Origin of the sequence: Pseudomonas sp. 9.1(2019) (genome assembly GCF_009910445.1) — a bacterium.
Lineage (GTDB): Bacteria > Pseudomonadota > Gammaproteobacteria > Pseudomonadales > Pseudomonadaceae > Aquipseudomonas > Aquipseudomonas paraversuta.
Map to the genome: position 1 here is coordinate 750,162 of NZ_VBWF01000005.1, position 24,969 is coordinate 775,130.

Here is a 24,969-nt window from a genome sequence, read left to right on the forward strand (position 1 = left end):
GGCGCCGGAGTATAAAGCCCCCGGCGCCTGCTGTCCTGCTAGCGAATCTTTCCTTCGCTGTGGGTGAGCTGCTCTTTGCTGAAGTCATCCACGTCGATCACCTTGCGCCGCGCGGCTTCTGCGGTGCGTAAAGTCTCGGCTTCGGCCGGTTGCAGTACACCTGCCTGCAATGCCGAATCGATAGGCGGTTCGCCCGCAGCCGGTTTGACCTGGCCGCTTTTCAATCCGTCGTGGAGTTTTTTGTGCAGTGGATGTGCGGCTTTGAGCAGGTCGCAGGCGTGTTGCAGGGCGCCTACCGCATCGTCCGGTGACTGCGGGCGATAGCAGCCGGCAAGCACGGCTTCCAGGGCCGGATCGCCTTTGGTGCGACCCAGTACGGCGGCCACTTCAGCATCCAGTGCATCCGACGGTCCGGTATGGCGACGGCCGAACGGGAACACCACGACCCGCAACGCACAGCCCAGCGCACGGCTCGGGAAGTTTTTCAGCAGTTCGTCCAGGGCACGTTCGGCGTGGCCCAGGCTTTCTTCCATGGCCCACCGGAACAGCGGGTTGAGGTACTCGGGGGAGTCCAGATCGTGATAGCGCTTCAGGGCGGCCGAGGCCAGATACATGTGGCTGAGCACATCACCCAGGCGCGCCGACAAGCGCTCGCGACGTTTAAGTTCACCACCGAGCAGCATCATGCTCAAGTCTGCGAGCATCGCAAAGGCCGCTGCCTGACGGTTCAGGGCGCGGAAGTAACCCTGGCTCAGGGCATTGCCGGGGGCGTGTTCGAAACGGCCAAGGCCCAGGTTCAGCACCAGGGTGCTGGCCGCATTACTCACGGCAAAGCCGATGTGCTTGAGCAGCAGGCCATCAAACTCCAGCAGGGCCTGGTCTTTGTCTTCACGCCCGGCCAGGGCCATTTCCTTGAGTACAAAAGGATGGCAACGAATCGCGCCCTGACCAAAGATCATCAGGTTGCGCGACAGAATGTTCGCACCTTCCACGGTGATGAAAATCGGCGCCCCTTGCCAGTTGCGCCCCAGGTAATTGTTGGGCCCCATGATGATGCCCTTGCCGCCATGCACGTCCATGGCGTGGCCGATGCATTCACGGCCGCGCTCGGTGAGGTGGTACTTGAGGATGGCCGACAGCACTGAAGGTTTTTCGCCCAGGTCCACGGCATTGGCAGTCAGCATGCGCGCGCTGTCCATCAGCCAGGCATTGCCGCCAATCCGTGCCAGGGCTTCCTGGATGCCTTCAAAAGCGGCCAGGGGCACGTTGAACTGTTCACGTACTTGCGCGTACTGGCCGGTCACCAGGCTGGTGAACTTGGCAGCCCCGGTGCCGACCGCGGGCAGTGATATGGAGCGCCCGACCGACAGGCAGTTCATCAACATCATCCAGCCTTTGCCGAGCATTTCCTGGCCACCGATCAGGTAGTCCAGCGGGATAAACACGTCTTTGCCCGAGTTCGGGCCATTCATGAATGCCGCGCCCAGCGGCAAGTGCCGGCGCCCGATCTCAACCCCCGGGGTATCTGTGGGGATCAGTGCCAGGCTGATGCCCAGGTCTTCTTTGTCGCCCAGCAGGTGGTCCGGGTCGTGGGCCTTGAACGCCAGGCCCAGCAGGGTGGCAACGGGGCCGAGGGTGATATAGCGCTTTTCCCAGTTCAGGCGCAGGCCGAGTACTTCTTCGCCTTGCCACTGGCCTTTGCAAATGATCCCGGTGTCGGGCATGGCGCCCGCATCGGAGCCCGCCAGTGGACCGGTCAGGGCAAAACAGGGGATATCATCGCCGCGGGCCAGTCGTGGCAGATAATGGTTGCGCTGCTCGTCGGTGCCGTAATGCAGCAGCAGTTCCGCCGGGCCCAGGGAGTTGGGGACCATTACCGTAGAGGCCAGATCACCGCTGCGGGTAGCCAGTTTCATGGCGACCTGGGAATGGGCGTAGGCCGAGAAACCCTTACCGCCGAACTCCTTGGGAATGATCAGGGCAAAAAAACCGTGGGTTTTGATATGGGCCCAGGCCTCGGGTGGCAAATCCATGGCCTGACCGATTTCCCAGTCGCTGACCATTGCACACAGTTCTTCGGTCGGGCCATCGATGAAGACTTGCTCTTCTTCGGTCAACTGCACCTTGGGGTAGGCCAGCAACTGTTCCCAGTCGGGACGGCCACTGAACAGCTGGCCATCCCACCATACGGTCCCGGCATCGATGGCATCGCGTTCGGTTTGCGACATGGGCGGCAGGGTTTTCTGAAACCAGTTGAACAGGGGCGCGGTGAACAGTTTGCGGCGCAGGTCGGGCAGCAGAAGCAGGGCAGCGGGAACCGCCAGTAATACCCACAAAATAACCAGTAGCCAGCCTGGTACATGGCCGATGATGCCCATGGCCAGCAGATAAACCGCCACCACGGCCATGGACGTCAGGGGCGCGATGCGGCGGTGGGCCAACCAGGCTACACCCACGATCAAAACCAGAATCCACAACAACAGCATATTCAATCCTCCGTGAGGCCATTCAGGCACCCTTGTGAGCTTAGTCGCAAGTCCATATCAAGGTAGTTGCAATAGTGACCTCATGCGGGAGACGGAGTTCGACGTCCCGGCGTAGACTCCTGTGGCGTCTATCAATCAGGAGTTGAGTCATGCTGAAAGTGTGGGGTCGCAAGAATTCGTCAAATGTCAGAAAGGCCTTGTGGTGTATTGAAGAGCTGGCACTGCCCTACAGTCGGGAAGAGGCAGGTGGTGCGTTCGGCGTGGTAAACAGCCCGCAATACCGGGCGTTGAACCCGAATGGACAAGTGCCGACGATCGAGGATGACGGCTTCGTGCTGTGGGAATCCAACGTCATCGTGCGTTATCTGACCGCCCAATATGGCGCGGACACGTCCTGGTATCCCACCGATCCCAAGGTGCGGGCCCAGGCGGACAAATGGATGGACTGGACCAGCACTTCCTTTGCCGCAGCCTTCCGCCCGCTATTTTGGGGTGTCTTGCGTACTCCGGCCGAGCAGCAGGATTGGGTGGCGATCAATGCCGCCATCCAGGCTTGCGGGCAGTTGCTGGAAATCGTGGATCAGGCCCTGTCTGAAAAACCTTACTTGTCGGGTGATGAAATCGGTATGGGTGACATCCCGCTTGGCTCGTTCATCTACGCCTGGTTTGAAATGCCCATCGAACGTCCGTCCCTGCCGCATCTCAATGCCTGGTATGAGCGTTTGAAACTGCGTCCTGCCTACCGCAGTGCGGTCATGACTGCGTTGACTTAATACCTACTATTAATACGGGCGACTGTACTTGTGCGGCCGGGCCAAGCACCATACGAGGTGTTTAAAGGCCTTGCCGGACTTGTCATGCAGACAGTTCGTCCTTACTTGGGTCTCTCCCTTTCCTTCATCTTGGTGCGTAATCCGATATGAGTTCCGCTCTGTCCATACGGCAGCTAACCAAAACCTACGGCAACGGTTTCCAGGCCCTGAGTGGTATCGATCTGGATGTTGCTGAAGGTGACTTTTTTGCCTTGCTGGGCCCCAACGGCGCCGGCAAATCCACCACCATCGGCATTCTCTCTACCCTGGTCAACAAGACCAGCGGCACAGTGAATATCTTCGGCCATGATCTCGATCGTGACCCTGCGGCACTCAAACGCTGTATTGGCGTGGTGCCGCAGGAGTTCAACTTCAATCAGTTTGAAAAGACCTTCGATATCGTGGTGACCCAGGCCGGGTATTACGGTATCCCGCCGAAAATCGCCAAGGAACGCGCCGAGAAGTACCTGACGCAACTGGGGCTCTGGGACAAGCGCGAAACCCCTTCGCGTTCGTTGTCGGGCGGCATGAAGCGGCGCCTGATGATTGCCCGGGCACTGGTGCACGAGCCGCGGCTGTTGATTCTCGACGAGCCCACTGCAGGCGTGGACATTGAGCTGCGTCGTTCAATGTGGACCTTCCTCACCGAATTGAATGAGCAGGGCACCACCATCATCCTCACCACGCATTACCTGGAAGAGGCTGAGCAGCTGTGCCGCAACATCGGGATCATCGATCACGGCACCATTGTCGAGAACACCAGCATGCGTCAATTGCTGGGCCAGCTGCATGTCGAGACCTTCTTGCTTGACCTGAAGAAGCCGCAGGCGGTGCCGGTGCAACTGATCGGTTATCCGAGCCAGTTGCTCGACGATCACACCCTGGAAGTGCAGGTGGATAAAGCGGTGGGCATTACCGGTCTGTTCACTCAGTTGGCCGCTCAAAACGTTGAAGTGGTCAGCCTGCGTAATAAAACCAATCGTCTTGAGGAGTTATTCGTGTCGCTGGTCGAGAAAAACCTGGCAAAGGTGGCGATATGAGCTCGGAGCTGCGCCCCAACCTGATTGCGTTGAACACCATTATTTATCGTGAGGTGCGGCGTTTTACCCGCATCTGGCCGCAAACCCTGCTGCCGCCTGCGATTACCATGGTTTTGTATTTTGTAATTTTCGGCAACCTGATCGGTCGGCAAATCGGTGATATGGGTGGCTTCACCTATATGGAGTACATCGTACCGGGCCTGATCATGATGTCGGTGATCACCAACTCCTACGGCAACGTGGTGTCGAGCTTCTTTGGCGCCAAGTTCCAGCGCTCGATTGAAGAGCTGATGGTATCGCCGGTATCGCCCCACACTATTTTGATCGGCTTCACGGTCGGCGGGATTCTGCGCGGGTTGATGGTGGGCGTGATCGTGACTCTGCTGTCACTGTTCTTCACCCATTTGCAGGTGCATCACCTTGGCCTGACCATAGTTGTGGTGGTGCTGACGGCAACGATCTTCTCTCTGCTGGGGTTTATCAACGCCGTATTTGCGCGCAACTTCGACGATATCTCGATCATCCCGACGTTCGTGCTGACGCCGCTGACGTACCTGGGCGGGGTATTTTATTCAATTACCCTGCTGCCGCCGTTCTGGCAGACCGTATCGCTGGCCAACCCGGTGCTGCACATGGTCAACGCCTTCCGCTACGGCATTCTTGGGGTTTCGGACATAAAGATCAGCGTGGCCCTGACCTTTATGGTGGTGGCAACGATCGTGCTATACATCGCTTGCGCACGCTTGCTGGTCAGTGGTCGCGGGATGCGCCAGTAGTCTTTCATCAGCATGCAAAAGGCCCCGTAGCGGCTAATGCTGTTCACATGAATAAACCCTGCCTTGGCAGGAGCGAGTTTGTCTCGCGATGATTGTTAACAAGAATGCGTGTTTACAGGTTGAACACGGCGCTCTGGAGACCATCGCGAAACAAGCTTGCTCCTGCAGTTGAGACAGCAGGCGTTTAAGTGAGCAGCATTACCCTTACGGGGCCTTTTTTATGGGCGCTTGTTATGTCGGCGTTTCCATTGGCGGCTGACCCACCAGCGCCAGTACAACTGGGTCAGGCAATAGGCCAGCGCCCCGAGTACGACGCCACACACCACTGACCCAAGCAAAAATGGCTGCCACAGGGTGGACAACTGGCTGCTGATCCATTCCCAGGTCAGTTCGTCGGGCAGTGAGCGGGCCGGGACATTCATCAGCCATGCCCCCATTTGGTAAGTGCAATAGAACACGGGGGGCATGGTGATCGGGTTGGTCAGCCAGACCAGACTCACCGAAATGGGCATGTTGCTGCGCACCGTGATCGCCAGAAAGGCGGCCAGCAGCATCTGGAAAGGCATGGGAATAAACGCGGCGAAGATCCCCACCGCCATTGCACGGGAAACGGAGTGCCGATTGAGGTGCCAGAGGTTGGGATCATGCAGCAAGGTGCCCAGGAAACGTAAGGACTTGTGTTCCCTGATGCTGGCCGGATCCGGCATGTAGCGTTTGAAAATCCGCCGTGGCATAGGCTTCTCGCTCGGAGTAAGAGTGCAGTATGCCCAAGTTAAGCTAGCCGCTTGTTCAGACTTTGTGACAATTCTTAAAACCTGGAGCGCAGCTTCCGACTAATCCGATAAAACGGCTTTATTGGATCGGGTTATGCATACGGGAATGTTGGCACTGGCGTCGGGTTTGATGGCGTTGCGGTTTTTACCCGGGTTGCCACCGGGCGGGTGGTTGTTGTCAATGCTGGTTGCGGGACTGTTGCTGCTCATCTTTCGTTTCTATCCGTTTGGGCTGTTCCTGATCGGGCTGACATGGGCCTGTTTTCAGGGGCAGAGTGCACTGGATGATCGATTGCCCGGCGCGCTGGATGGTCGAACGCTGTGGGTTGAAGGGCGTGTAGTCGGGTTGCCCCGGCAGACTGATAGCACCGTGCGCTTTGAATTGCGCGATGCCCGCTCGCGGCACACTGCTTTGCCCGGGACTATCCGGCTGGGCTGGTACGGCGGGCCGCCGGTCAACAGTGGCGAGCGCTGGCGGCTGGCGGTGAAACTCAAGCAGCCCCGGGGTCTGCTTAATCCCCAGGGCTTTGATTATCAGGGCTGGTTGCTGGCGCAGCGGATTGGCGCGACTGGAACTGTCAAGGCGGGTCAACTGCTCGAACCGGCCAGTCATGCCTGGCGCGACGATTTGCGCAAGCGTGTGCTGCACACCGATGCCAATGGGCGAGCGCCGTGGCTCGCCGCGCTGGTCATGGGCGACAGCTCGGGCCTGAGCAGTGACGACTGGAGGCTGCTGCAGGCAACCGGAACCGTGCACTTGCTGGTGATCTCGGGTCAGCACATTGGGCTGTGTGCCGGACTGATTTACGGTCTGGTCGCCTGGTTGGCACGCCGTGGCTGGTGGCCGCGGCGTCTGCCATGGCTGCCATGGGCCTGTGGCCTGGGGTTTGCCGGCGCGCTGGGTTACGGCTTGCTGGCAGGCTTTGAAGTACCGGTTCAGCGGGCATGCGTCATGCTGGGGCTGGTGCTGATATGGCGTCTGCGGTTTCGTCATCTGGGGGTTTGGCTACCGTTTTTGCTGGCGCTCAACGGGGTGTTGATCATTGAGCCGCTGGCCAGTCTGATGCCGGGATTCTGGCTGTCCTTCGCCGCCGTGGCGGTGCTGATTTTCACCTTCAGTGGGCGCCTGGGGCCCTGGGACTGGCACGTGGCATGGGCCCGGCCCCAAGCAATGATTGCCCTGGGGCTGTTTCCGATGCTCTGGATCCTGGGCTTGCCCATCAGCCTGAGCGGCCCGCTGGCCAATCTGGTGGCTGTGCCGTGGATCAGTCTGCTGGTATTGCCCACGGCACTTCTGGGCACGTTGCTGTTACCGGTGCCCTGGCTTGGCGAAACCCTGCTTTGGGTGTCAGGCGGTTTGCTTGATGGGTTGATCAGGGGGCTGACCTTGCTGGCCGGGTATTTTTCCCCCTGGTTGCCTGTAACAGTTCCCTTGGCAGTGTGGCTGTTGAGTGCTTTCGGGGCGCTGCTGTTGATGCTGCCGGCAGGCGTGATACTGCGGCCGCTGGGGTGGCCGCTGGTGCTGCTCGCAGTTTTCAGCCCGCGTGAGCAAATCCCTCGCGGTCAGGTTGAAGTGTGGCAGCTGGATGTGGGGCAGGGGCTGGCCATTGTCCTGCGCACCCGCAATCACGCCGTGCTTTATGACGCGGGACCGAAAGTAAGGGATTTTGACCAGGGCGAGCGGGTGGTGGTGCCGGTGTTGCGTTCCCTGGGGATAGCCAGGCTGGACCTGATGCTGATCAGTCACGCGCACGCCGATCACGCCGGCGGGGCCCTGGCGGTACAGCAGGAAGTCGGTGCCCTGCGGGTCATCGGCGGTGAGTTGCCGGGGTTGGCGGAGCCATTGCGGGCGCAGCCTTGTACCAGCGGCGAGAGTTGGGAGTGGGATGGCGTGAAGTTTTCGCTCTGGCAGTGGTCAGGGGCGAGTGACAGCAATCAGAGGTCCTGTGTGATGCAGGTTGAAGCCGGCGGCGAGCGGCTTCTGCTGACGGGGGATATTGACGCCCGGGCCGAACGGGCCTTGTTGCAAACTTCGTTGGGCGTTCCCACCCGCTGGCTGCAAGCCCCGCACCACGGCAGTCGCACGTCATCCTCGGTGGATTTGCTCAAGGCCCTGGCACCCCGGGTGGTGCTGATCTCCCGGGGCCACGGCAACAGCTTTGGCCATCCGCACCCTCAAGTGCTGGCGCGCTATCAGGGGTTGGGGGTGCAGATACTGGACAGTGCCGAGCAGGGAGCGCTGCGGTTTCGCTTGGGCACCTTCGGCAAGGCTGAGAGTCTGCGCGATCAACCCCGTTTCTGGCGTGACTGATGCTTGAAGCCGGCTGCTGTGCGTTGCATGCCCAAGCGGCGAGACAGGCATGGCTGCTACAAGAGGGAGAGTTCAATCATGTGGTAAAGTGGCGCACTTTTTCGAGGGGATTTTCACTGTGTGGGAACTGGTCAAATCCGGCGGCTGGATGATGCTGCCGATCATTCTGAGCTCTGTTGCCGCGCTGGGCATTATTGTCGAGCGCCTGTGGACCCTGCGTGCCAGCCGCGTGACTCCGCCCCATCTGCTCGGGCAGGTCTGGGTCTGGATCAAGGACAAGCAGCTGGACAAGGAAAAACTCAAGCAATTGCGCGCCGATTCGCCATTGGGTGAAATCCTGGCTGCCGGCCTGGCGAACTCCAAGCATGGTCGCGAGATCATGAAAGAATGCATCGAAGAGGCCGCCGCCCGGGTCATTCACGAGCTTGAACGTTACCTCAATGCATTGGGCACCATTGCCGCCATGGCGCCGTTGCTGGGACTGCTGGGCACGGTTCTGGGCATGATCGATATTTTCAGTTCGTTCATGGGCTCGGGCATGACCACCAACGCTGCGATACTCGCGGGCGGTATTTCCAAAGCGCTGATTACCACTGCTGCGGGACTGATGGTCGGTATTCCGGCGGTGTTCTTCCATCGCTTTCTGCAGCGCCGGGTCGATGAACTGGTGGTTGGCATGGAGCAGGAAGCGATCAAACTGGTCGAAGTGGTGCAAGGCGACCGCGAAGTCGACATGGTCGGGAGCAAAGTGTGAAGTTTCGCCGCAAACCACGGGAAACGGTCGATATCAACCTCGCGTCGTTGATTGACGTGGTGTTTATCCTGTTGCTGTTCTTTGTCGTAACCACCACCTTTACCCGCGAAACCCAGTTGCGGGTGGATCTGCCGGAAGCCGTCACCGGCTCGCCCAGTGACGAGCAGAACACCAGGCAGCTGGATATCGCCATCAGCGCAGACGGGGTGTTTTCGGTGAACGACCAATTGCTGCCAAAAAACGATCTGGCGAGCCTGATCGAGGCCCTGCAGAGGGAGTCCGGTGGCGATACCAGCTTGCCATTGTCGATCAGTGCCGATGGCAAGACCCAGCATCAGGCGGTCATTATTGCGATGGATGCGGCCGGCAAGCTCGGCTTCAGCCATTTGCGCATGACCACCGTTGAGGCGCAGGCGCCTCACTGATGGCCATGTCAGATCGTTTGCTGCGTGCCTGGTATGCCGGGCATCCGCTGCTCAAGCTGTTGAGCCCGCTGGAATGCCTGTACCGCAAAGTGGTAGAGCGCAAGCGCGCGCGTTTTATCGCGGGAGAGGGCGAGATCTATCGTGCGCCCGTACCGCTGGTGGTGGTAGGCAATATCACCGTCGGCGGTACCGGTAAAACACCGCTGATTTTGTGGCTGATCGAGCATTGCCAGCGCAATGGTCTGCGGGTTGGGGTGGTGAGCCGTGGATATGGCGCCAGGCCGCCTCAATTGCCGTGGCGTGTCAGCGCCGAACACAGCGCCAGAATAGCGGGGGACGAGCCCTTGCTGATCGTGCAGCGAACCGGCGTACCATTGATGATCGACCCCGATCGCAGTCGTGCGGTTCAAGCCTTGCTGGCCAGCGAGCCACTGGACCTGATTCTTTCGGACGACGGTTTGCAGCATTACCGCTTGGCCCGGGATCTGGAGTTGGTGCTGATCGATAACGCCCGGGGCCTGGGCAATGGTCATTGCCTGCCGGCGGGGCCGTTGCGGGAACCGGCGGAGCGATTACTGAGTGTGGATGCGGTGCTGTATAACGGCGCTGCCAGCGACCCGCAAGGTGGATTTGCGTTTCAGTTGCAGCCGACTGCGCTGATCAACCTGCTCAGTGGCGAGCGCAAGGCGCTGGACTTTTTCCCGCCTGAACAGGCCTTGCATGCCGTGGCAGGGATCGGTAATCCGCAGCGTTTCTTCACCACCCTCGAAACGCTACACTGGCGGCCAATCGCCCATGCTTTTGCAGACCATGCGCCCTATAGTGCCGAGGTCTTGAATTTCATGCCGCCATTGCCTCTGGTCATGACCGAAAAGGACGCGGTGAAGTGCCGCGACTTTGCGTCACCTGACTGGTGGTACCTGGCGGTTGACGCTGTTCCGTCCGAAGCCTTCGTGCTGTGGTTTGACCGGCAGTTATTGCGTCTTTTACCCAATCGTCTTTTGCCCTAACCGATCTTTATTCAGGGGAACATTTTATGGACACCAAGCTGCTCGATATCCTCGCGTGCCCTGTTTGCAAAGGCCCGCTCAAGCTCAGCGCCGATAAAACCGAGCTGATCAGCAAGGGTGCAGGCCTAGCTTACCCGATCCGCGACGGGATTCCGGTGATGCTTGAAACCGAAGCCCGCACCCTCAGCACTGATGAGCGTCTGGATAAATGATTCCGGTTTTTACCGTCGTAATTCCCTCGCGCTTCGCGTCGACCCGTTTGCCCGGCAAACCGCTGCTGACGATTGCCGGCAAGCCGATGGTTCAACACGTCTGGGAACAGGCCTGTAAAAGCAGTGCGCAGCGGGTGGTAGTGGCCACTGACGATGCGCGCATTGTCGAGGCTTGCAAGGGGTTTGGTGCCGAAGTATTGCTGACCCGTGCCGATCACGAGTCCGGTACCGATCGCCTGGCCGAAGTGGCCACCCAGCTGGGGCTGGCCAGCGATGCCATAGTGGTCAATGTGCAGGGCGACGAGCCGCTGATTCCACCGCAACTGATTGATCAGGTCGCGATCAACCTGGCGGCCCACAGCGAAGCAAGCATGGCGACGCTGGCCGAGCCGATCACAGACGTCGAGACCCTGTTCAACCCGAATGTGGTCAAGGTGGTCAGTGATATCAACGGGCTGGCGCTGACATTCAGCCGGGCTACCTTGCCCTGGGCCCGTGATGATTTCGCTTCGCACCCGGAGCAGTTGCCTGCCGGCGTGCCCTATCGTCGCCATATCGGGATCTACGCCTATCGCGCCGGTTTCCTGCATGACTTCGTCAGCTGGGGCCCTTGCTGGCTCGAAAACACCGAGCGTCTGGAGCAGCTGCGGGCACTTTGGCATGGTGTACGAATCCATGTGGCCGACGTGCTCGAGTCGCCTGCGGCCGGTGTCGATACCATTGAAGACCTCGAGCGCGTTCGGCGTTTGCTGGAGGCTTGATGCGCGTCCTGTTCGTTTGTCTGGGTAATATCTGTCGCTCTCCTACGGCCGAAGGCGTACTGCGCCACAAGTTGCAGGTAGCGGGTCTGGCCGGGCGTGTTGAAGTGGCTTCTGCAGGAACGGGCAACTGGCACGTAGGCGGGGCACCGGACAAGCGTACCCAGCGCGCAGCCATGCGGCGGGGTTACGATTTGTCGGCGCAGCGTGCGCAACAGGTGGTCGCGGCCGACTTCAATCACTATGACCTGATTCTGGCCATGGACCTGAGCAACCTGCGCGACCTTAAAGCCTTGCAGCCTGCCAACGGCAAGGCCGGGCTTGACCTGTTCCTGCGTCGTTTCGATGGCGTTAAAGACGAGGTGCCCGACCCTTATTACGACGGTGAGGCAGGCTTTGAAGAGGTGCTGGATCTGGTTGAGTCTGCATGCGATTTGCTGGTGATTGAACTGAAGGGGCGTTTATGAGTTTGCTGTTGCAGGTTGATGAGTCGCTCAAGCCGTTCAATAGCTTTGGTGTGGATGTGCGCGCGAGCCTGTATGCCGAGGCCTGTAGCGATGACGACGTGCGCGAGGCATTGCAGTGCTCGGCGCAGCGCAATTTGCCTTTGCTGGTGATCGGCGGCGGTAGCAACTTGCTGCTGACCAGGGATGTCCCTGCGCTGGTGCTGCGCATGGCTAGCCGTGGCATTCGCCAGGTTGAAGACGATGGTCGGGAAGTGGTGGTCGAGGCCGAAGCGGGCGAGGTGTGGCATGCCTTTGTGTTGTGGACCCTGGAGCAAGGCCTGTCGGGGCTGGAAAACCTCAGTTTGATTCCTGGAACCGTGGGTGCCGCGCCGGTACAGAACATCGGCGCTTACGGCGTTGAGATCAAGGACGTTTTTGCGGGGCTGACCGCACTTGATCGGCAAACCGGCGAGCTGCGCGATTTCACCCTGGCGGACTGCGACTTTGGCTACCGTGACAGCGTGTTCAAACAACAGCCGGGGCGCTGGGTGATTCTGCGGGTCCGGTTTGTCCTGAGCCGTGCCGCAAGGCTGCATCTGGAGTACGGACCTGTACGCCAGCGCCTGAGTGAGCAGGGTATCGAACAGCCGACGGCGACCGACGTGAGCCGTGCCATCAGCAGTATCCGCAGTGAGAAGCTGCCGGACCCGGCGGTACTGGGTAACGCAGGCAGCTTCTTTAAAAATCCGCTGGTGTCAGCTGCGCTGGCCGCTGAGCTGAAACTGGCGCATCCCGGCATTATCGGTTACCCACAAGCTGATGGCCGAGTGAAGCTGGCCGCCGGCTGGTTGATCGAAGCCGCGGGGTGGAAAGGCTTTCGTGAGGCTGACGCCGGAGTGCATCGTTTGCAGTCGCTGGTATTGGTCAACTATGGCTCGGCCAGCGGTTTGCAGTTGCTGGCCCTGGCCCGACGCATTCAGGAAGATATCGAGCGGCGCTTTGCGGTGCAGCTGGAGATGGAACCGAACCTGTATTAATGGCTTCTCCCGATCTGGATAATAAATGAAGCAAATACCGGCATGGGCGTTAGCGCTGACCCTGGTGACATTAACCGGGTGTACGACAGCTCCGCCCAAAGACCAGGGCAATCTATGCAGTATCTATCGTCAGTATCCTGCCTGGTACAAGGACTCGGTCGCGATGCAGAGCCGCTGGGGAACGCCTCCCCATGTGGCGATGGCGATCATGAAACAGGAAAGCAGTTTTGTCGCTGATGCGCTTCCTCCCCGCGCTTATCTGTTGTGGGTAATCCCGTGGGGCAGGGTCAGCCCGTCATACGGCTACGCGCAAGCTCAACCGCCGGCCTGGAAGGATTTCGAGCGAAGCATGGGCAGTGGCGGTTCTCGCGATAACTTTGCCGATGCCATCATGTTTATCGGATGGTATGCCGCAGGTACCCAGCAGCAGTTGGGGATTTCCAAATGGGATACCTACAACCAGTATCTGGCGTATCACGAGGGCAGGGGCGGTTACAGTCGCAATACATACCGTGCCAAACCCTGGCTGATGCAGGTGGCCCGTAAAGTTGAGCAGCAGTCGAAAACCTATGGTGCGCAGCTTAACCAGTGCCGCGGCGAGCTGGAGCGTAACAGGCGTTCGTTCTGGTTCTTCTAGCTCCCCGCAATTCATTGTAGGAGCAAGCTCGCTCCTGCAGTTGATGCGGTAGACAACGGAAATAAAAAAAGCCCCGCCAGTTCAGAACTGGCGGGGCTTTTTAGTGGCCTGCAGGTTTAGACGAGTGGTTTAGACTCGTGTTCCTTGCCTTCGGCTACGGTTTCGCCAGCAGCTGCCTGAGCGGCAGCAGCGGCGGCTGCTTCACGCTTGCGGCGACGTACTTCGCGCGGGTCGTTAGGAGCGCGACCGTTGCTTGGTGCGGTGCTGGCAACCGGAGCTGCAACCACTACTTCAGTCACTTCAGTCGCGACAACAACTTCTGCCGGAGCAGGTTGTTCAACTACAGCTGTCTCGATCACGGCGGCTTCAGCCACTACGACTTCGACAGCCACAGGTTCAGCCACAGGAGCCGGAGCTGCCTCGACAATAGCCGGCTCGGCAATCGGCTCGCGTACAAAACGGGCTTCCTTGACGTGCTCTGGCGCTTTTTCGATGGCTGGTGCCTCAACAACCGGTGCTTCCACGCTTGGCGCTTCTACTGCCGGTGCTTCGACTACCGCTTCAACCACTGGCTCTGGCGCAGCTACAACAGGCGCTTCGACTGCCGGGGCAGGCTCGGCAACTACCTGAGCTTCAGGCTGTGCTTGCGGTGCTGCAGGCACTTCAACTTCTGGTGCCTTGACTGCTTCGACCGGGGTGACCGCTTCAACAGCTGGCGCTTCAACTACGGGTGCTTCAACCACAGGGGCTTCTACAACCGGTGTTGGCACAATGGCTACTTCAGTTGTTTGAACCTTTTCAGCAATCACGGTTTCTGCCGGAGCCGATTCCTGGACGGTCTGGGTAGCACGCTCGGCCTGTTGATTGGCCTGGGCTTCAGCAGGAGCGCTGATGACCGAGCTGGCAACGGCTTCAGTGACGGCCAGACCGGCAGCCAGTTCAGTGGTGGAAGGAGCGTTTTCGGCAGTGCCTTCTTCGCTGTTTTCTTCCGAGCCTTCAATCACGTTGCCATTGGCATCGCGTTGACGCTCACGACGGTTGCTGCGACGACGCTGGCCACGGGAGCGGCGGCGTGGACGATCGCCTTCGGCGTTGTCCTGCGACTCGTCCTGGGATTGCTCTTCGTTCGACAGAGCTTCTTCGTCTTCTACGGCTACTGGCTGTACTTCCCGTGGTGCACGTTCTTCGCGGGGAGCACGCGGCTGGCGTTCTTCCCGTGGAGGGCGCGGTGCGCGCTCTTCTTCGACGACGACGGCTGCAACGGCTGCAGCAGGAACGGCATCCAGAGGCTCGCGCAATTCGCGAACGCGCTCTTCACGGGCTTCGCCGCGCGGTTTGCGTTCTTCACGAGGTGCGCGTGGAGCACGTTCTTCACGAGGTGGACGCGGTGCGCGTTCTTCACGGGCAACTGCAGCTACCGGAGTTTCTTCGCGCGGCTCGCGGACTTCGCGTGGTGCGCGTTCTTCTCGCGGTGCACGCTCTTCGCGTGGCTTGCGCTCTTCATCGCGACGGCCATTGCGATTGCGGCTTTGCTGGCGACCATTGCGGCGCTCTTCATTGCGCGCAGGACGCTCTGTCGTTGCCGGCTTCTCAACCACGGTCGGAGCAGCAGGCTCTTCCTTGGAGGCGAACAGGCTTACCAGCGATTTGACCAGGCCTTTGAACAGGCTTGGCTCGGCGATGGTAGCGGCAGGTGCAGCAGCAGGAGCCGGTGCAGCGGCTTCGGTCGGAACCGGTGCCGAGGTGCGCGGCGGTGCTGTTTTGACTGCAGCTTCCTGGCGAACCAGAGTGCGAGTGGCGGCAGCCGGCTGAACTTCTTCCACTTCCGCAGCAGCGGCAGCGATTTCGTAGCTGGACTGGTTGGTGTGGGCTTCCGGGCTGTCATCACGCAGGCGCTGAACTTCGAAGTGCGGCGTTTCGAGGTGATCGTTCGGCAGAATGATGATGCGTGCACGGGTCCGCAGTTCGATTTTGGTAATCGAGTTGCGCTTCTCGTTGAGCAGGAATGCAGCAACCGGGATTGGCACCTGGGCGCGCACTTCGGCAGTGCGGTCTTTCAGGGCTTCTTCTTCGATCAGGCGCAGAATGGCCAGCGACAGCGATTCAACGTCACGGATGATGCCGGTGCCATTGCAGCGTGGGCAAACGATGCCGCTGCTTTCGCCCAGGGATGGACGCAGGCGCTGACGGGACATTTCCAGCAAGCCAAAGCGCGAGATACGGCCCACTTGTACGCGGGCACGGTCTGCTTCCAGGCACTCGCGGACTTTTTCTTCCACGGCGCGCTGGTTTTTGGCAGGGGTCATGTCGATGAAGTCGATGACGATCAGGCCGCCGATGTCGCGCAGGCGCAACTGACGGGCGATTTCTTCAGCCGCTTCAAGGTTGGTTTGCAGTGCGGTTTCTTCGATATCGCTGCCTTTGGTGGCGCGCGCCGAGTTGATGTCGATGGACACCAGGGCTTCGGTCGGGTCGATAACGATGGAGCCGCCGGAAGGCAGTTCAACGACGCGCTGGAAGGCGGTCTCGATCTGGCTTTCGATCTGGAAACGATTGAACAGCGGAACGCTGTCTTCGTAGAGTTTGATTTTGCTGGCGTACTGCGGCATCACCTGGCGGATGAAGGTCAGGGCTTCGTCCTGTGCTTCAACGCTGTCGATCAGTACTTCGCCGATGTCCTGGCGCAAGTAGTCGCGGATGGCGCGGATGATCACGTTGCTTTCCTGATAGATCAGGAATGGCGCGGAGCGGTCCAGGGAGGCTTCTTTAATGGCGGTCCAGAGTTGCAGCAGGTAATCGAGGTCCCACTGCATTTCTTCGCTGCTGCGGCCCAGGCCTGCAGTGCGCACGATCAGACCCATGTCGGCCGGAGCGATCAGGCCGTTCAGGGCTTCGCGCAGCTCGTTGCGTTCTTCACCTTCGATGCGACGGGAGATACCGCCGGCACGCGGGTTATTAGGCATCAGAACCAGATAACGGCCGGCGAGGCTGATGAAGGTGGTCAGGGCTGCGCCCTTGTTGCCACGCTCTTCTTTCTCGACCTGCACGATAACTTCCTGGCCTTCGCTCAGGACGTCCTTGATGTTGACGCGGCCTTCAGGAGCTTTCTTGAAGTACTCGCGGGAGATTTCCTTAAGTGGCAGGAAGCCGTGGCGCTCAGAGCCAAAATCGACAAAGGCAGCCTCAAGGCTTGGTTCGATGCGAGTAATACGGCCTTTATAGATATTGGCTTTCTTCTGCTCGCGCGCGCCTGACTCGATGTCCAGGTCGTAGAGGCGTTGGCCATCTACCAGTGCAACACGCAACTCTTCAGGTTGAGTTGCGTTAATCAGCATTCTTTTCATGTTGTACCGTCGGTTTCCGGGCTACCGGAAACGGCGTTCGGCACACACGACTTCTCATGGTCGGTGTCAGGTGCGTCAGGAGCAGTTGGCCACTCCTGTGTCCAGCGAGGTTCGACCAATGGGGGCGAAGTCGCGACTTACGCTTCCTGCTTGCTGTGGTGACTTAAGCACTCAGTCAGGAGGAGGAATCAACCAGCGGCTGTGGACGAGATGAAGCGTCTTGATAAAGCCTATTGCTACACAGTCCGGCGGTTGTGCATCTCCACCCTACACGTATCCCTGATAATTCGGGTGCTGCCGCGCGCAGAATCCGCAGCGGGTTGGCATTTACCGTGTTCTCCAAAAGGGGAGTTCACGCATCATGGCTAATAAAGGCGATGTTTCCGAAGCATTCGCTTGATATGCCCGAAGCTGACTGCACTTTGTGAACTGGCCGTGAATATCGGCGTAAAAGGCGAGTTTGCACTCTGCTTTCCAGGCTCGCTTCAGGCCTCATGTCACCTGCGCTTGTTACAACTCCAGGTGTTCCGTATCCAGCAAAAGCCCCGTAGGACGGCCTCGCGTCCTGATTAAGAGCGTTGGGCAGGGCCGGTTATTCACCGTTAATCCGCTGTCCAGGCCGCTTTTGGCGGCGTTCGCGACTATAGCAGCAATGATTAAGTGCTTCAATTCCATAAAAAATTGTTATCATTCGCGGCATGACGACCACTACCCCCCCGACCCCCAGCGTCCAGCTGCTTGAGGTCTCGCCGGAATATGCCGGCCAACGCATCGACAACTTTTTACTTGCACGGCTCAAGGGTGTTCCCAAGACCTTGATTTACCGCATTTTGCGTAAAGGCGAAGTGCGTGTGAACAAGGGGCGGATCAAGCCCGAGTACAAGCTGCAGGCGGGCGATATCGTGCGCGTGCCGCCGGTTCGCGTGCCGGAACGCGATGAGCCGGTGCCGGTGGCTCAAGGTTTGTTGCAGCGACTCGAAGCCGCCATTGTCTACGAAGACAAGGCGCTGATAGTGCTGAACAAACCGGCCGGTATCGCTGTGCATGGCGGTAGCGGTCTGACTTTTGGCGTAATTGAAGCCTTTCGTCAGATGCGCCCCGATGCCAAGGAACTGGAACTGGTGCATCGCCTGGATCGGGACACTTCCGGCCTGTTGATGATTGCCAAAAAGCGCAGCATGTTGCGTCACTTGCATGCCGCATTGCGCGGTGATGGTGTCGACAAGCGCTACATGGCGTTGGTGCGCGGTAACTGGGCGGCGTCCATCAAGCAGGTGCGAGCACCGCTGATGAAGAGCAACCTGCGTTCCGGCGAGCGTATGGTTGAAGTCAACGAAGAGGGCAAGGAGTCGGTCACCGTGTTCAAGGTGCTGCGTCGCTTCGGTGATTTTGCAACCATGATCGAGGCCAAGCCGATTACCGGCCGTACTCACCAGATTCGAGTGCACACATTGCATGCCGGTCACTGTATTGCCGGTGACACCAAGTATGGCGATGAAGGGTTTTCTAAAGAAATTCGCGATCTGGGTGGCAAGCGGCTGTTCTTGCACGCTTACATGCTGACGGTGCCTCTGCCTGAGGGTGGCGAGTTGAAGCTGCAGGCTCCGGTTGACGAAATGTGGGCCAAGACCGTGGAGCGCCTGCTGAGTGCGCCATGAGTACAAGCTGCTGATCTTCGACTGGGACGGTACGCTGGCCGACTCCATCGGTCGGATTGTCGCCGCGATGAAGGTCGCGGCACATCGCGCAGGCCGTCCTGAGCGTGATGAAGAGGCGATCAAGGGAATTATCGGCCTTGGTTTGCCTGAGGCCATCCTGTCGCTTTATCCCGATATGTCGGACGCCCAGGTGATTGCCTTTCGCCAGCACTATGCGGATGTCTACATGGCTATGGATGCCGAGCCGTCACCGTTGTTTGCGGGGGTGGCTGAGTCGCTCGAGGCCTTTCGTGCCGAGGGTTACCGTTTGGCAGTTGCTACGGGCAAGGCGCGCCGGGGGCTTGACCGGGTGCTCAGGGCTCATGGCTGGGAAGATTTTTTCGATATCACCCGCGCTGCCGATGAGACCGCCAGCAAGCCTGATCCATTGATGCTGAATCAAATCCTGGCCCATTGCGACATGCAGCCCGGACAGGCCTTGATGGTGGGGGATGCGTCGTTTGATTTGCTGATGGCCCGCAACGCCGGTATTGATTCAGTTGCAGTGAGCTATGGTGCTCAGTCAATGGAGCGCTTGCTTGCATTTGAGCCGCGGTTGGCGATCGACAGTTTTCCCGAATTGCGTACCTGGCTCAATTGTCAGGTTAATTAAAGTCTTTGCTGGGGTAGAGCATGGTTGATCAATGGAAGGCGCCTTCAGAGTCTGAGCCGGCTGCCGGCGATGACAAAAGCTGGAAGCTGCTGGAAAAAACCCTGTTGGCAGGTATTCAGGAGCAGCGTCGGGCGCGTCGCTGGGGCATTTTTTTCAAGGTGCTGACCTTTTGTTATCTGATTACGGTGCTGATCCTGTTTTCTCCGTTGGTGGATATGGAACGCAGTGCTACCAGCAGCGGGTATACCGCTTTGATCGATGTGCGCGGCGTGATTGCGGACAAAGAGGCTGCCAGTGCTGACAATATTGTCACCAGCCTGCAGGCTGCGTTCGCCGATCCCAAGGTCAAGGGTGTGGTGTTGCGTATCAACAGTCCGGGCGGCAGTCCGGTGCAGTCGGGCTATGTCTACGATGAGATTCGCCGTCTGCGCGGCTTGCACCCTGATATCAAGGTGTATGCGGTGATTTCCGATCTGGGTGCCTCGGGTGCCTATTACATTGCCAGTGCGGCAGATGAAATTTACGCCGATAAAGCCAGTCTGGTGGGCTCGATCGGGGTGACGGCAGCAGGCTTTGGTTTTGTCGGTGCAATGGACAAGCTGGGCATTCAGCGCCGCGCTTACACCTCTGGCGAACACAAAGCCTTTCTTGATCCGTTCGAGCCTGAAAAACCGGACGAGACCAAGTTCTGGCAGGGCGTGTTGAATGTCACCCATGAGCAGTTCATTGCCAGCGTCAAGCAGGGGCGTGGTGATCGCCTTAAAGACAAGGATCATCCCGAGCTGTTTTCGGGGCTGGTCTGGACCGGGCAGCAGGCATTGCCTCTCGGCTTGATCGACGGGTTGGGTAATGCCAGTTCGGTTGCCCGTGATGTGATCGGTGAAAAAGAACTGATCGACTTCACTGTGCAAGAGTCGGCGTTTGACCGCTTCTCGAAAAAGCTGGGCGCCAGTGTGGCTGAACAGTTGGCGATGTGGATGGGGTTCCAGGGGCCGACCCTGCGCTGATCCATGGATGATTTAAAAAAACCGGCCTTTTCAGGCCGGTTTTTTTGTTTTACGGAATCGCCACGCCTTGCGCGAGCAGCATGTCGACCAGGCGGATAAGTGGCAGGCCGACCAGGCTGGTGGCGTCATCGCCTTCGGTGCGCCTGAACAGGCTCACACCCAGACCTTCCGCTTTGAAGCTGCCTGCGCAGTCATAGGGTTCTTCGGCAAGCAGGTAGCGTTCGACCTGTTCCGGGGTGAGGGTGCGCATGTGCACGGTGAAGGGCACGCAGTCGGTCTGATAGTGGCCTGTCTGGCTGTTGAGCAGGGTCAGTCCGGTGAGGAAGGTTACGCTGGCGCCGCTGGCGTCCAGAAGTTGCTGGCGGGCCTTGTCAAACGTGTGGGGTTTGCCGATGATTCGTCCGTTGAGCGCTGCAACCTGATCGGAGCCGATAATCAAGTGGTCGGGGTGACGGGTGGCAAGTGCTTCGGCTTTTTGCCGGGACAGGCGTTTCACCAGTTCGACGGCTGATTCGCCGGGGCGGTGGCTTTCGTCTATATCGGGGGAGCTGCAGCTGAAAGGCAGGCGCAGGCGAGCCAGCAGATCACGGCGATAAGCCGAGCTTGAAGCGAGTAATAAAGGCAGCATGCGCGTCTCCTGTGGGCGGTCAGGGATTCTAACGATCGTACAGGATGTCGCACAGGCACAATTTCCTTTGACAGGTGAAGGGGTCGTCCCTAGAATGCTGCGCCTATGTTGAATGACCCGATTCCACCTCACGTTGACCCGCGCAAATTAGCTGATCGTGGCACTACCCTCCAAGGTGAAGTGTTGCTGGCTGATTTGGAGAGACTCTGCGACCCGCTTTCCGATACTCTCGGAACGGTCCAGGCGAAATTTGTTTTTGAACGAGATGAACGTAGGTCTGTGGTCATCCACAGCTCTATCGACGCCGAAGTCAAAATGGTTTGCCAGCGTTGTCTTGAGCTGGTCACCCTGCCGATCCACAGCGAGTGCAGTTATGCTGTGGTGAAAGAGGGTGCGAACACCCAGTCGTTACCGCAAGGTTATGACGTGCTGGAGCTGGGCGAGGATCCTTTGGATCTGCTGGCACTGATCGAGGAAGAGCTTCTGCTCGCCTTGCCCATTGTGCCTGCTCATCATCCGGAAGAATGCCAGCAGCCGGCGGGTCTCGATGAGCCCGATCCAGGCGAGGACGAGGTAACGCGGTCCAACCCGTTCAGTGTATTGGCGCAGTTAAAGCGTGACCCAAACGTTTAGGAGTTAATTAATTATGGCTGTTCAGCAGAACAAAAAATCCCGCTCTGCCCGTGACATGCGTCGTTCGCACGATGCTCTTTCGGCTAGCACTCTGTCTGTAGAAAAAACCACCGGTGAAATTCACCTGCGTCACCACGTATCGCCAGAAGGCGTATACCGTGGTCGTAAAGTGATCGACAAGGGCGCTGACGAGTAATCACTTGTCCGTTCAGGTCATCGCGATCGACGCAATGGGCGGGGACTTCGGTCCCCGCAGCATTGTTCAGGCCAGTATTGCTTGCCTGTCTGCTACTCCCTCGTTACACCTGACCCTCGTCGGTCAACCCTCCGAACTTGAAAATCTGATTGCCAGCTATCCGGCTGTGGATCGCACGCGCCTGACTATTACCCCTGCTTCAGAAGTGATCGCCATGAATGAGCGGCCTTCGCTAGCTTTGCGCAGCAAGCCCGACTCTTCTATGCGTGTGGCGCTGGAGTTGTTGCGTGACGGCAAGGTGCAGGCATGCGTGAGCTCAGGTAATACCGGGGCGCTGATGGCGCTGTCGCGGCATGTGCTTAAAACCTTGCCGGGGATTGATCGTCCGGCAATGGTGGCAGCGGTGCCGACCCAAACCGGCTACTGTCAGTTGCTGGATCTGGGGGCCAATGTTGATTGCACTGCCGGGCAGTTGTTTCAGTTTGCCGTGATGGGCTCGGTGGCGGCGCAGGCGCTGGGTATTCTGCGTCCGCGGGTCGCCTTGCTCAATATAGGCACCGAGGACGTCAAGGGTAATCAGCAGGTCAAGGAAGCGGCGGTATTGTTGCAGTCGGCGCCTGGCCTCAATTACATCGGCTTTATTGAGGGTGACGGGGTGTACCGGGGTGAGGCCGATGTGGTGGTGTGCGATGGATTTGTCGGCAATATCTTGCTCAAATCCAGCGAAGGTCTGGCGACGATGATTTCGAGCAGGATCCGGGCGGTATTCAAGCGTACGCTGTTCGGCCGGTTTGTCGGTGCGCTGGCGTTACCGTTAATGCGGCGTTTGCAGGCTGATCTGGCGCCCGCCCGGCATAATGGTGCGAGTTTTCTCGGTTTGCAGGGCATTGTTATCAAGAGTCACGGTTCGGCAGGTGCTCAGGGCTTTCAGAGTGCAATAGAGCGCGCACTGATTGAAATCCATGAAGACCTGCCAAAGCGTTTGTATGGACGCCTTGAAGGGTTGTTGCCGTAGGCGTTTTGCCGGCCGGGTACTGAAATGTGACCGCCCGGTCTAATCAGCCATCCAACTGTCAGTTTCTTGCGTCCGCCACGGCAGGACGTCAATTCTCCGACGACAAGATCATTAGGGGCTTGTTACATGTCTACATCCCTCGCATTCGTCTTTCCAGGGCAGGGTTCGCAGTCCCTCGGCATGTTGGCCGAGCTGGGCGCGGCTCATCCGCTGGTCATTGATACCTTCAAAGAAGCTTCTGATGCTCTGGGTTACGACCTGTGGGCCGTGACCCAGGAAGGGCCGGCAGAAAAACTCAATCAAACTGATGTTACCCAGCCAGCCATTCTGACTGCCTCGATTGCCCTTTGGCGTCTGTGGCTGGCCGAAGGCGGCAAGCGTCCGGATTATGTTGCCGGTCACAGCCTGGGTGAATACAGCGCTCTGGTGGCTGCCGGCTGTCTGAGCCTGGCGGATGCGGTCAGGCTGGTTGAGCGTCGCGGGCAACTGATGCAGGAAGCTGTTCCGGCCGGTCAGGGCGCCATGGCGGCGATTCTGGGGCTCGAAGACGCCGTTGTGCTGCAAGCCTGTGCTGAAGCTGCCCAGGGTGAAGTGGTCAGCGCGGTTAACTTCAACTCGCCGGGTCAGGTTGTAATTGCCGGTTCCAAGGCTGCCGTCGAGCGTGCCATGGAGCTGTGCAAGGCCGCCGGAGCCAAGCGTGCGCTGCCATTGCCGGTCAGCGTACCTTCGCATTGTGAGTTGATGCGTCCTGCCGCAGAGCGCTTCGCCGAGTCGATTCAAGCGATTGATTGGCAGGCGCCACAGATTCCTCTGGTGCAGAACGTCAGTGCGGCCATTGTGCAAGATCTGGAAACCCTCAAGCGCGATCTGCTCGAGCAGCTGTACAAGCCGGTGCGCTGGGTTGAATCGGTACAGGCGCTTGCAGCCAGCGGTCCGGTTGACTTGGTTGAGTGCGGTCCGGGCAAAGTCCTGGTAGGCATCAGCAAACGTTGCGCAGAAGGCGTAACCACTCACAACTTGAATACCCCAGATGCCTTCGCCGCTGCGCGTACGGCACTGGCTTGAATTAGGAGAAGCCTGCATGAGCTTGCAAGGTAAAGTTGCACTGGTAACCGGCGCCAGCCGTGGTATTGGCCAGGCTATTGCCCTGGAATTGGGTCGTCAGGGCGCCGTTGTAATCGGCACTGCTACGTCGCAAGCCGGTGCCGAGCGCATTGCTGCCACCCTGAAAGAACACGGTGTTCAGGGTACCGGCATGGAACTTAATGTTACCAGCGATGAATCAGTTGCCGCGGTGCTGAACAGCATTCAGGAACAGTTCGGTGCGCCGGCGATCCTGGTCAATAATGCCGGCATCACCCGCGATAACCTGATGATGCGGATGAAAAATGACGAATGGCATGACGTCGTCGATACCAACTTGAACAGTCTGTTTCGCCTGTCCAAGGGTGTTTTGCGCGGCATGACCAAGGCCCGTTGGGGACGAATTATCAGTATTGGCTCTGTTGTGGGTGCCATGGGCAACGCAGGCCAAGTAAACTATGCCGCCGCCAAGGCTGGCCTGGAAGGTTTCAGCCGTGCGCTGGCACGTGAAGTGGGCTCGCGCTCGATCACTGTGAACTCGGTAGCGCCAGGGTTTATCGATACCGATATGACCCGCGAGTTACCGCAGGCACAGCGTGAAGCCTTGCTGACACAGATTCCGCTGGGCCGTTTGGGTCAGGCACAAGAGATCGCAAACGTGGTTTCTTTTCTGGCCTCTGACGGTGCAGCCTACGTGACCGGAGCTACAATCCCGGTCAACGGCGGGATGTACATGAGTTAAATGTGACGGATTGCTTCAAAAAAATGTCATACGAGCTGTCTAAAATCCGTTATAAAGCTGCAATCTATTTATAGGCAGAGGGCCGTTGAGGGATGAGTGCAAAGCTTTCAGTTGAAAAACTGAAAAGTCTTTCGATACACTTGCCCGCTGGCCAGCTGCCTGAATTTGTCCATTAGGAGTGAAAACAAGGTATGAGCACCATCGAAGAGCGCGTCAAGAAAATCGTAGCCGAGCAACTGGGCGTTAAAGAAGAAGAAGTAGTAAACACTGCTTCCTTCGTTGAAGACCTGGGTGCCGACTCCCTTGACACCGTTGAGCTTGTGATGGCTCTTGAAGAGGAATTCGAGACTGAAATTCCTGACGAAGAAGCTGAAAAGATCACGACCGTACAAGCTGCTATCGATTACGTGACTAACCACCAGGCTTAATTGCTTGTAATCGTTGCTCGCTGTTATGGAAAAACCGCACTGCCGCTCTGGCGTGCGGTTTTTTCTTTAGGTGTGATGCAAAGTGTCGTCAATAGAATAAAGGAGA

Annotated in this window: 25 protein-coding genes; 21 read left to right on the forward strand and 4 right to left on the reverse strand. The window is 58.6% G+C overall.

The genetic code is table 11. From position 1 onward, the window contains the following. Window positions 1–38: 38 nt before the first annotated feature. Window positions 39–2,486: an acyl-CoA dehydrogenase gene (locus FEZ21_RS09565; RefSeq protein ID WP_160626946.1), complete on the reverse strand. Its 2,448-nt coding sequence runs from the start codon at window positions 2,484–2,486 to the stop codon at window positions 39–41. Window positions 2,487–2,635: 149 nt separating this feature from the next. Between FEZ21_RS09565 and FEZ21_RS09570 the strand changes: the two genes are divergently transcribed. The 3 genes from FEZ21_RS09570 to FEZ21_RS09580 all read left to right on the forward strand — a co-directional run bounded on the left by FEZ21_RS09570 (window position 2,636) and on the right by FEZ21_RS09580 (window position 5,114). Beyond that, a complete protein-coding gene (locus tag FEZ21_RS09570) occupies window positions 2,636–3,259 on the forward strand; it encodes a glutathione S-transferase family protein (protein ID WP_003442564.1) in 624 nt (207 codons plus the stop codon). A 146-nt stretch (window positions 3,260–3,405) separates the two neighbouring features. Further along, window positions 3,406–4,338 (forward strand): ABC transporter ATP-binding protein, encoded by a 933-nt coding sequence (locus FEZ21_RS09575; protein ID WP_003442562.1) that lies wholly within the window; start codon window positions 3,406–3,408, stop codon window positions 4,336–4,338. After that, a complete protein-coding gene (locus FEZ21_RS09580; protein ID WP_003442560.1) occupies window positions 4,335–5,114 on the forward strand; it encodes an ABC transporter permease in 780 nt (259 codons plus the stop codon). The genes FEZ21_RS09575 and FEZ21_RS09580 overlap by 4 nt, the downstream gene beginning before the upstream one ends. 218 nt (window positions 5,115–5,332) lie before the next feature. On the opposite strand, the gene FEZ21_RS09585 is transcribed toward FEZ21_RS09580, so the two are convergent. Then, window positions 5,333–5,848 carry a DUF2062 domain-containing protein gene (locus tag FEZ21_RS09585; protein WP_003442559.1) on the reverse strand — a complete coding sequence of 172 codons (516 nt, stop codon included), beginning with the start codon at window positions 5,846–5,848 and terminating at the stop codon, window positions 5,333–5,335. 133 nt (window positions 5,849–5,981) lie between these two features. Between FEZ21_RS09585 and FEZ21_RS09590 the strand changes: the two genes are divergently transcribed. The 9 genes from FEZ21_RS09590 (at window position 5,982) to FEZ21_RS09630 (ending at window position 13,477) form a co-directional block, all read left to right on the forward strand. Beyond that, window positions 5,982–8,198, forward strand: a complete 2,217-nt coding sequence (locus FEZ21_RS09590) for a DNA internalization-related competence protein ComEC/Rec2 (RefSeq protein ID WP_178092366.1) — start codon at window positions 5,982–5,984, stop codon at window positions 8,196–8,198. Window positions 8,199–8,316: 118 nt separating this feature from the next. After that, window positions 8,317–8,952, forward strand: a complete 636-nt coding sequence (locus tag FEZ21_RS09595; RefSeq protein ID WP_003442555.1) for a MotA/TolQ/ExbB proton channel family protein — start codon at window positions 8,317–8,319, stop codon at window positions 8,950–8,952. Then, complete coding sequence (locus FEZ21_RS09600; RefSeq protein ID WP_003442553.1) at window positions 8,949–9,377, forward strand: biopolymer transporter ExbD; 429 nt, start codon at window positions 8,949–8,951, stop codon at window positions 9,375–9,377. Before FEZ21_RS09595 ends, FEZ21_RS09600 begins: the two co-directional genes overlap by 4 nt. Beyond that, a complete protein-coding gene (lpxK, locus tag FEZ21_RS09605; RefSeq protein WP_003442551.1) occupies window positions 9,377–10,387 on the forward strand; it encodes a tetraacyldisaccharide 4'-kinase in 1,011 nt (336 codons plus the stop codon). The genes FEZ21_RS09600 and lpxK overlap by 1 nt, the downstream gene beginning before the upstream one ends. A gap of 26 nt (window positions 10,388–10,413) precedes the next feature. Then, window positions 10,414–10,599, forward strand: a complete 186-nt coding sequence (locus FEZ21_RS09610; RefSeq protein ID WP_003442540.1) for a Trm112 family protein — start codon at window positions 10,414–10,416, stop codon at window positions 10,597–10,599. Beyond that, complete coding sequence (gene kdsB / locus FEZ21_RS09615; RefSeq protein ID WP_003442538.1) at window positions 10,596–11,360, forward strand: 3-deoxy-manno-octulosonate cytidylyltransferase; 765 nt, start codon at window positions 10,596–10,598, stop codon at window positions 11,358–11,360. The genes FEZ21_RS09610 and kdsB overlap by 4 nt, the downstream gene beginning before the upstream one ends. Then, the gene (locus FEZ21_RS09620) at window positions 11,360–11,824 is read left to right on the forward strand and encodes a low molecular weight protein-tyrosine-phosphatase (RefSeq protein WP_003442536.1); all 465 of its coding nucleotides are present in this window, start codon (window positions 11,360–11,362) and stop codon (window positions 11,822–11,824) included. The genes kdsB and FEZ21_RS09620 overlap by 1 nt, the downstream gene beginning before the upstream one ends. Beyond that, on the forward strand, window positions 11,821–12,840 hold the full coding sequence (murB, locus tag FEZ21_RS09625; protein ID WP_160626948.1) for a UDP-N-acetylmuramate dehydrogenase: 1,020 nt from the start codon (window positions 11,821–11,823) through the stop codon (window positions 12,838–12,840). Before FEZ21_RS09620 ends, murB begins: the two co-directional genes overlap by 4 nt. 25 nt (window positions 12,841–12,865) lie before the next feature. Beyond that, the gene (locus tag FEZ21_RS09630) at window positions 12,866–13,477 is read left to right on the forward strand and encodes a hypothetical protein (protein WP_029612302.1); all 612 of its coding nucleotides are present in this window, start codon (window positions 12,866–12,868) and stop codon (window positions 13,475–13,477) included. 116 nt (window positions 13,478–13,593) lie between these two features. Here FEZ21_RS09630 and rne read toward each other — a convergent pair whose 3' ends face one another. Beyond that, window positions 13,594–16,812, reverse strand: coding sequence for a ribonuclease E (rne, locus tag FEZ21_RS09635; RefSeq protein ID WP_160626950.1), 3,219 nt, complete (start codon window positions 16,810–16,812; stop codon window positions 13,594–13,596). 707 nt (window positions 16,813–17,519) lie between these two features. Here rne and rluC point away from each other — a divergent pair. Genes rluC through FEZ21_RS09650 form a run of 3 tightly spaced genes read left to right on the forward strand, consistent with a single transcriptional unit; the run spans window position 17,520 to window position 20,138 of the window. After that, window positions 17,520–18,479: a 23S rRNA pseudouridine(955/2504/2580) synthase RluC gene (gene rluC / locus FEZ21_RS09640; protein WP_003442528.1), complete on the forward strand. Its 960-nt coding sequence runs from the start codon at window positions 17,520–17,522 to the stop codon at window positions 18,477–18,479. Then, window positions 18,469–19,131: an HAD-IA family hydrolase gene (locus FEZ21_RS09645; RefSeq protein WP_160626952.1), complete on the forward strand. Its 663-nt coding sequence runs from the start codon at window positions 18,469–18,471 to the stop codon at window positions 19,129–19,131. Before rluC ends, FEZ21_RS09645 begins: the two co-directional genes overlap by 11 nt. A 20-nt stretch (window positions 19,132–19,151) precedes the next feature. Further along, window positions 19,152–20,138, forward strand: coding sequence for a S49 family peptidase (locus FEZ21_RS09650; RefSeq protein WP_003442525.1), 987 nt, complete (start codon window positions 19,152–19,154; stop codon window positions 20,136–20,138). 49 nt (window positions 20,139–20,187) lie between these two features. Here FEZ21_RS09650 and FEZ21_RS09655 read toward each other — a convergent pair whose 3' ends face one another. Continuing rightward, window positions 20,188–20,766, reverse strand: coding sequence for a nucleoside triphosphate pyrophosphatase (locus FEZ21_RS09655; protein WP_127196191.1), 579 nt, complete (start codon window positions 20,764–20,766; stop codon window positions 20,188–20,190). Window positions 20,767–20,871: 105 nt separating this feature from the next. On the opposite strand from FEZ21_RS09655, the gene FEZ21_RS09660 reads away from it, so the two are divergent. From FEZ21_RS09660 to acpP, 6 genes are all read left to right on the forward strand, one after another. After that, window positions 20,872–21,399, forward strand: coding sequence for a YceD family protein (locus FEZ21_RS09660; protein WP_003442521.1), 528 nt, complete (start codon window positions 20,872–20,874; stop codon window positions 21,397–21,399). Window positions 21,400–21,412: 13 nt separating this feature from the next. Then, window positions 21,413–21,595 (forward strand): 50S ribosomal protein L32, encoded by a 183-nt coding sequence (gene rpmF / locus FEZ21_RS09665; protein WP_003442519.1) that lies wholly within the window; start codon window positions 21,413–21,415, stop codon window positions 21,593–21,595. Window positions 21,596–21,599: 4 nt separating this feature from the next. Then, on the forward strand, window positions 21,600–22,610 hold the full coding sequence (plsX, locus tag FEZ21_RS09670) for a phosphate acyltransferase PlsX (RefSeq protein WP_127196192.1): 1,011 nt from the start codon (window positions 21,600–21,602) through the stop codon (window positions 22,608–22,610). A 126-nt stretch (window positions 22,611–22,736) separates the two neighbouring features. After that, on the forward strand, window positions 22,737–23,675 hold the full coding sequence (gene fabD / locus FEZ21_RS09675; protein ID WP_029612305.1) for an ACP S-malonyltransferase: 939 nt from the start codon (window positions 22,737–22,739) through the stop codon (window positions 23,673–23,675). Window positions 23,676–23,691: 16 nt separating this feature from the next. Beyond that, on the forward strand, window positions 23,692–24,435 hold the full coding sequence (gene fabG / locus FEZ21_RS09680; RefSeq protein WP_010655790.1) for a 3-oxoacyl-ACP reductase FabG: 744 nt from the start codon (window positions 23,692–23,694) through the stop codon (window positions 24,433–24,435). A 191-nt stretch (window positions 24,436–24,626) separates the two neighbouring features. Next, complete coding sequence (acpP, locus tag FEZ21_RS09685; protein ID WP_003442511.1) at window positions 24,627–24,863, forward strand: acyl carrier protein; 237 nt, start codon at window positions 24,627–24,629, stop codon at window positions 24,861–24,863. Window positions 24,864–24,969 lie beyond the last annotated feature (106 nt).

Excerpts from the sequence above, each read along its gene's own strand:
- FEZ21_RS09565 (WP_160626946.1), bottom strand. The coding sequence starts at position 2,486 with ATGCTGTTGTTGTGGATTCTGGTTTTGATCGTGGGTGTAGCCTGGTTG.
- FEZ21_RS09570 (WP_003442564.1), top strand. The coding sequence starts at position 2,636 with ATGCTGAAAGTGTGGGGTCGCAAGAATTCGTCAAATGTCAGAAAGGCC.
- FEZ21_RS09575 (WP_003442562.1), top strand. The coding sequence starts at position 3,406 with ATGAGTTCCGCTCTGTCCATACGGCAGCTAACCAAAACCTACGGCAAC.
- FEZ21_RS09580 (WP_003442560.1), top strand. The coding sequence starts at position 4,335 with ATGAGCTCGGAGCTGCGCCCCAACCTGATTGCGTTGAACACCATTATT.
- FEZ21_RS09585 (WP_003442559.1), bottom strand. The coding sequence starts at position 5,848 with ATGCCACGGCGGATTTTCAAACGCTACATGCCGGATCCGGCCAGCATC.
- FEZ21_RS09590 (WP_178092366.1), top strand. The coding sequence starts at position 5,982 with ATGCATACGGGAATGTTGGCACTGGCGTCGGGTTTGATGGCGTTGCGG.
- lpxK (WP_003442551.1), top strand. The coding sequence starts at position 9,377 with ATGGCCATGTCAGATCGTTTGCTGCGTGCCTGGTATGCCGGGCATCCG.
- FEZ21_RS09610 (WP_003442540.1), top strand. The coding sequence starts at position 10,414 with ATGGACACCAAGCTGCTCGATATCCTCGCGTGCCCTGTTTGCAAAGGC.
- kdsB (WP_003442538.1), top strand. The coding sequence starts at position 10,596 with ATGATTCCGGTTTTTACCGTCGTAATTCCCTCGCGCTTCGCGTCGACC.
- FEZ21_RS09620 (WP_003442536.1), top strand. The coding sequence starts at position 11,360 with ATGCGCGTCCTGTTCGTTTGTCTGGGTAATATCTGTCGCTCTCCTACG.
- murB (WP_160626948.1), top strand. The coding sequence starts at position 11,821 with ATGAGTTTGCTGTTGCAGGTTGATGAGTCGCTCAAGCCGTTCAATAGC.
- FEZ21_RS09630 (WP_029612302.1), top strand. The coding sequence starts at position 12,866 with ATGAAGCAAATACCGGCATGGGCGTTAGCGCTGACCCTGGTGACATTA.
- rne (WP_160626950.1), bottom strand. The coding sequence starts at position 16,812 with ATGCTGATTAACGCAACTCAACCTGAAGAGTTGCGTGTTGCACTGGTA.
- rluC (WP_003442528.1), top strand. The coding sequence starts at position 17,520 with ATGACGACCACTACCCCCCCGACCCCCAGCGTCCAGCTGCTTGAGGTC.
- FEZ21_RS09650 (WP_003442525.1), top strand. The coding sequence starts at position 19,152 with ATGGTTGATCAATGGAAGGCGCCTTCAGAGTCTGAGCCGGCTGCCGGC.
- FEZ21_RS09655 (WP_127196191.1), bottom strand. The coding sequence starts at position 20,766 with ATGCTGCCTTTATTACTCGCTTCAAGCTCGGCTTATCGCCGTGATCTG.
- FEZ21_RS09660 (WP_003442521.1), top strand. The coding sequence starts at position 20,872 with ATGTTGAATGACCCGATTCCACCTCACGTTGACCCGCGCAAATTAGCT.
- rpmF (WP_003442519.1), top strand. The coding sequence starts at position 21,413 with ATGGCTGTTCAGCAGAACAAAAAATCCCGCTCTGCCCGTGACATGCGT.
- fabD (WP_029612305.1), top strand. The coding sequence starts at position 22,737 with ATGTCTACATCCCTCGCATTCGTCTTTCCAGGGCAGGGTTCGCAGTCC.
- fabG (WP_010655790.1), top strand. The coding sequence starts at position 23,692 with ATGAGCTTGCAAGGTAAAGTTGCACTGGTAACCGGCGCCAGCCGTGGT.
- acpP (WP_003442511.1), top strand. The coding sequence starts at position 24,627 with ATGAGCACCATCGAAGAGCGCGTCAAGAAAATCGTAGCCGAGCAACTG.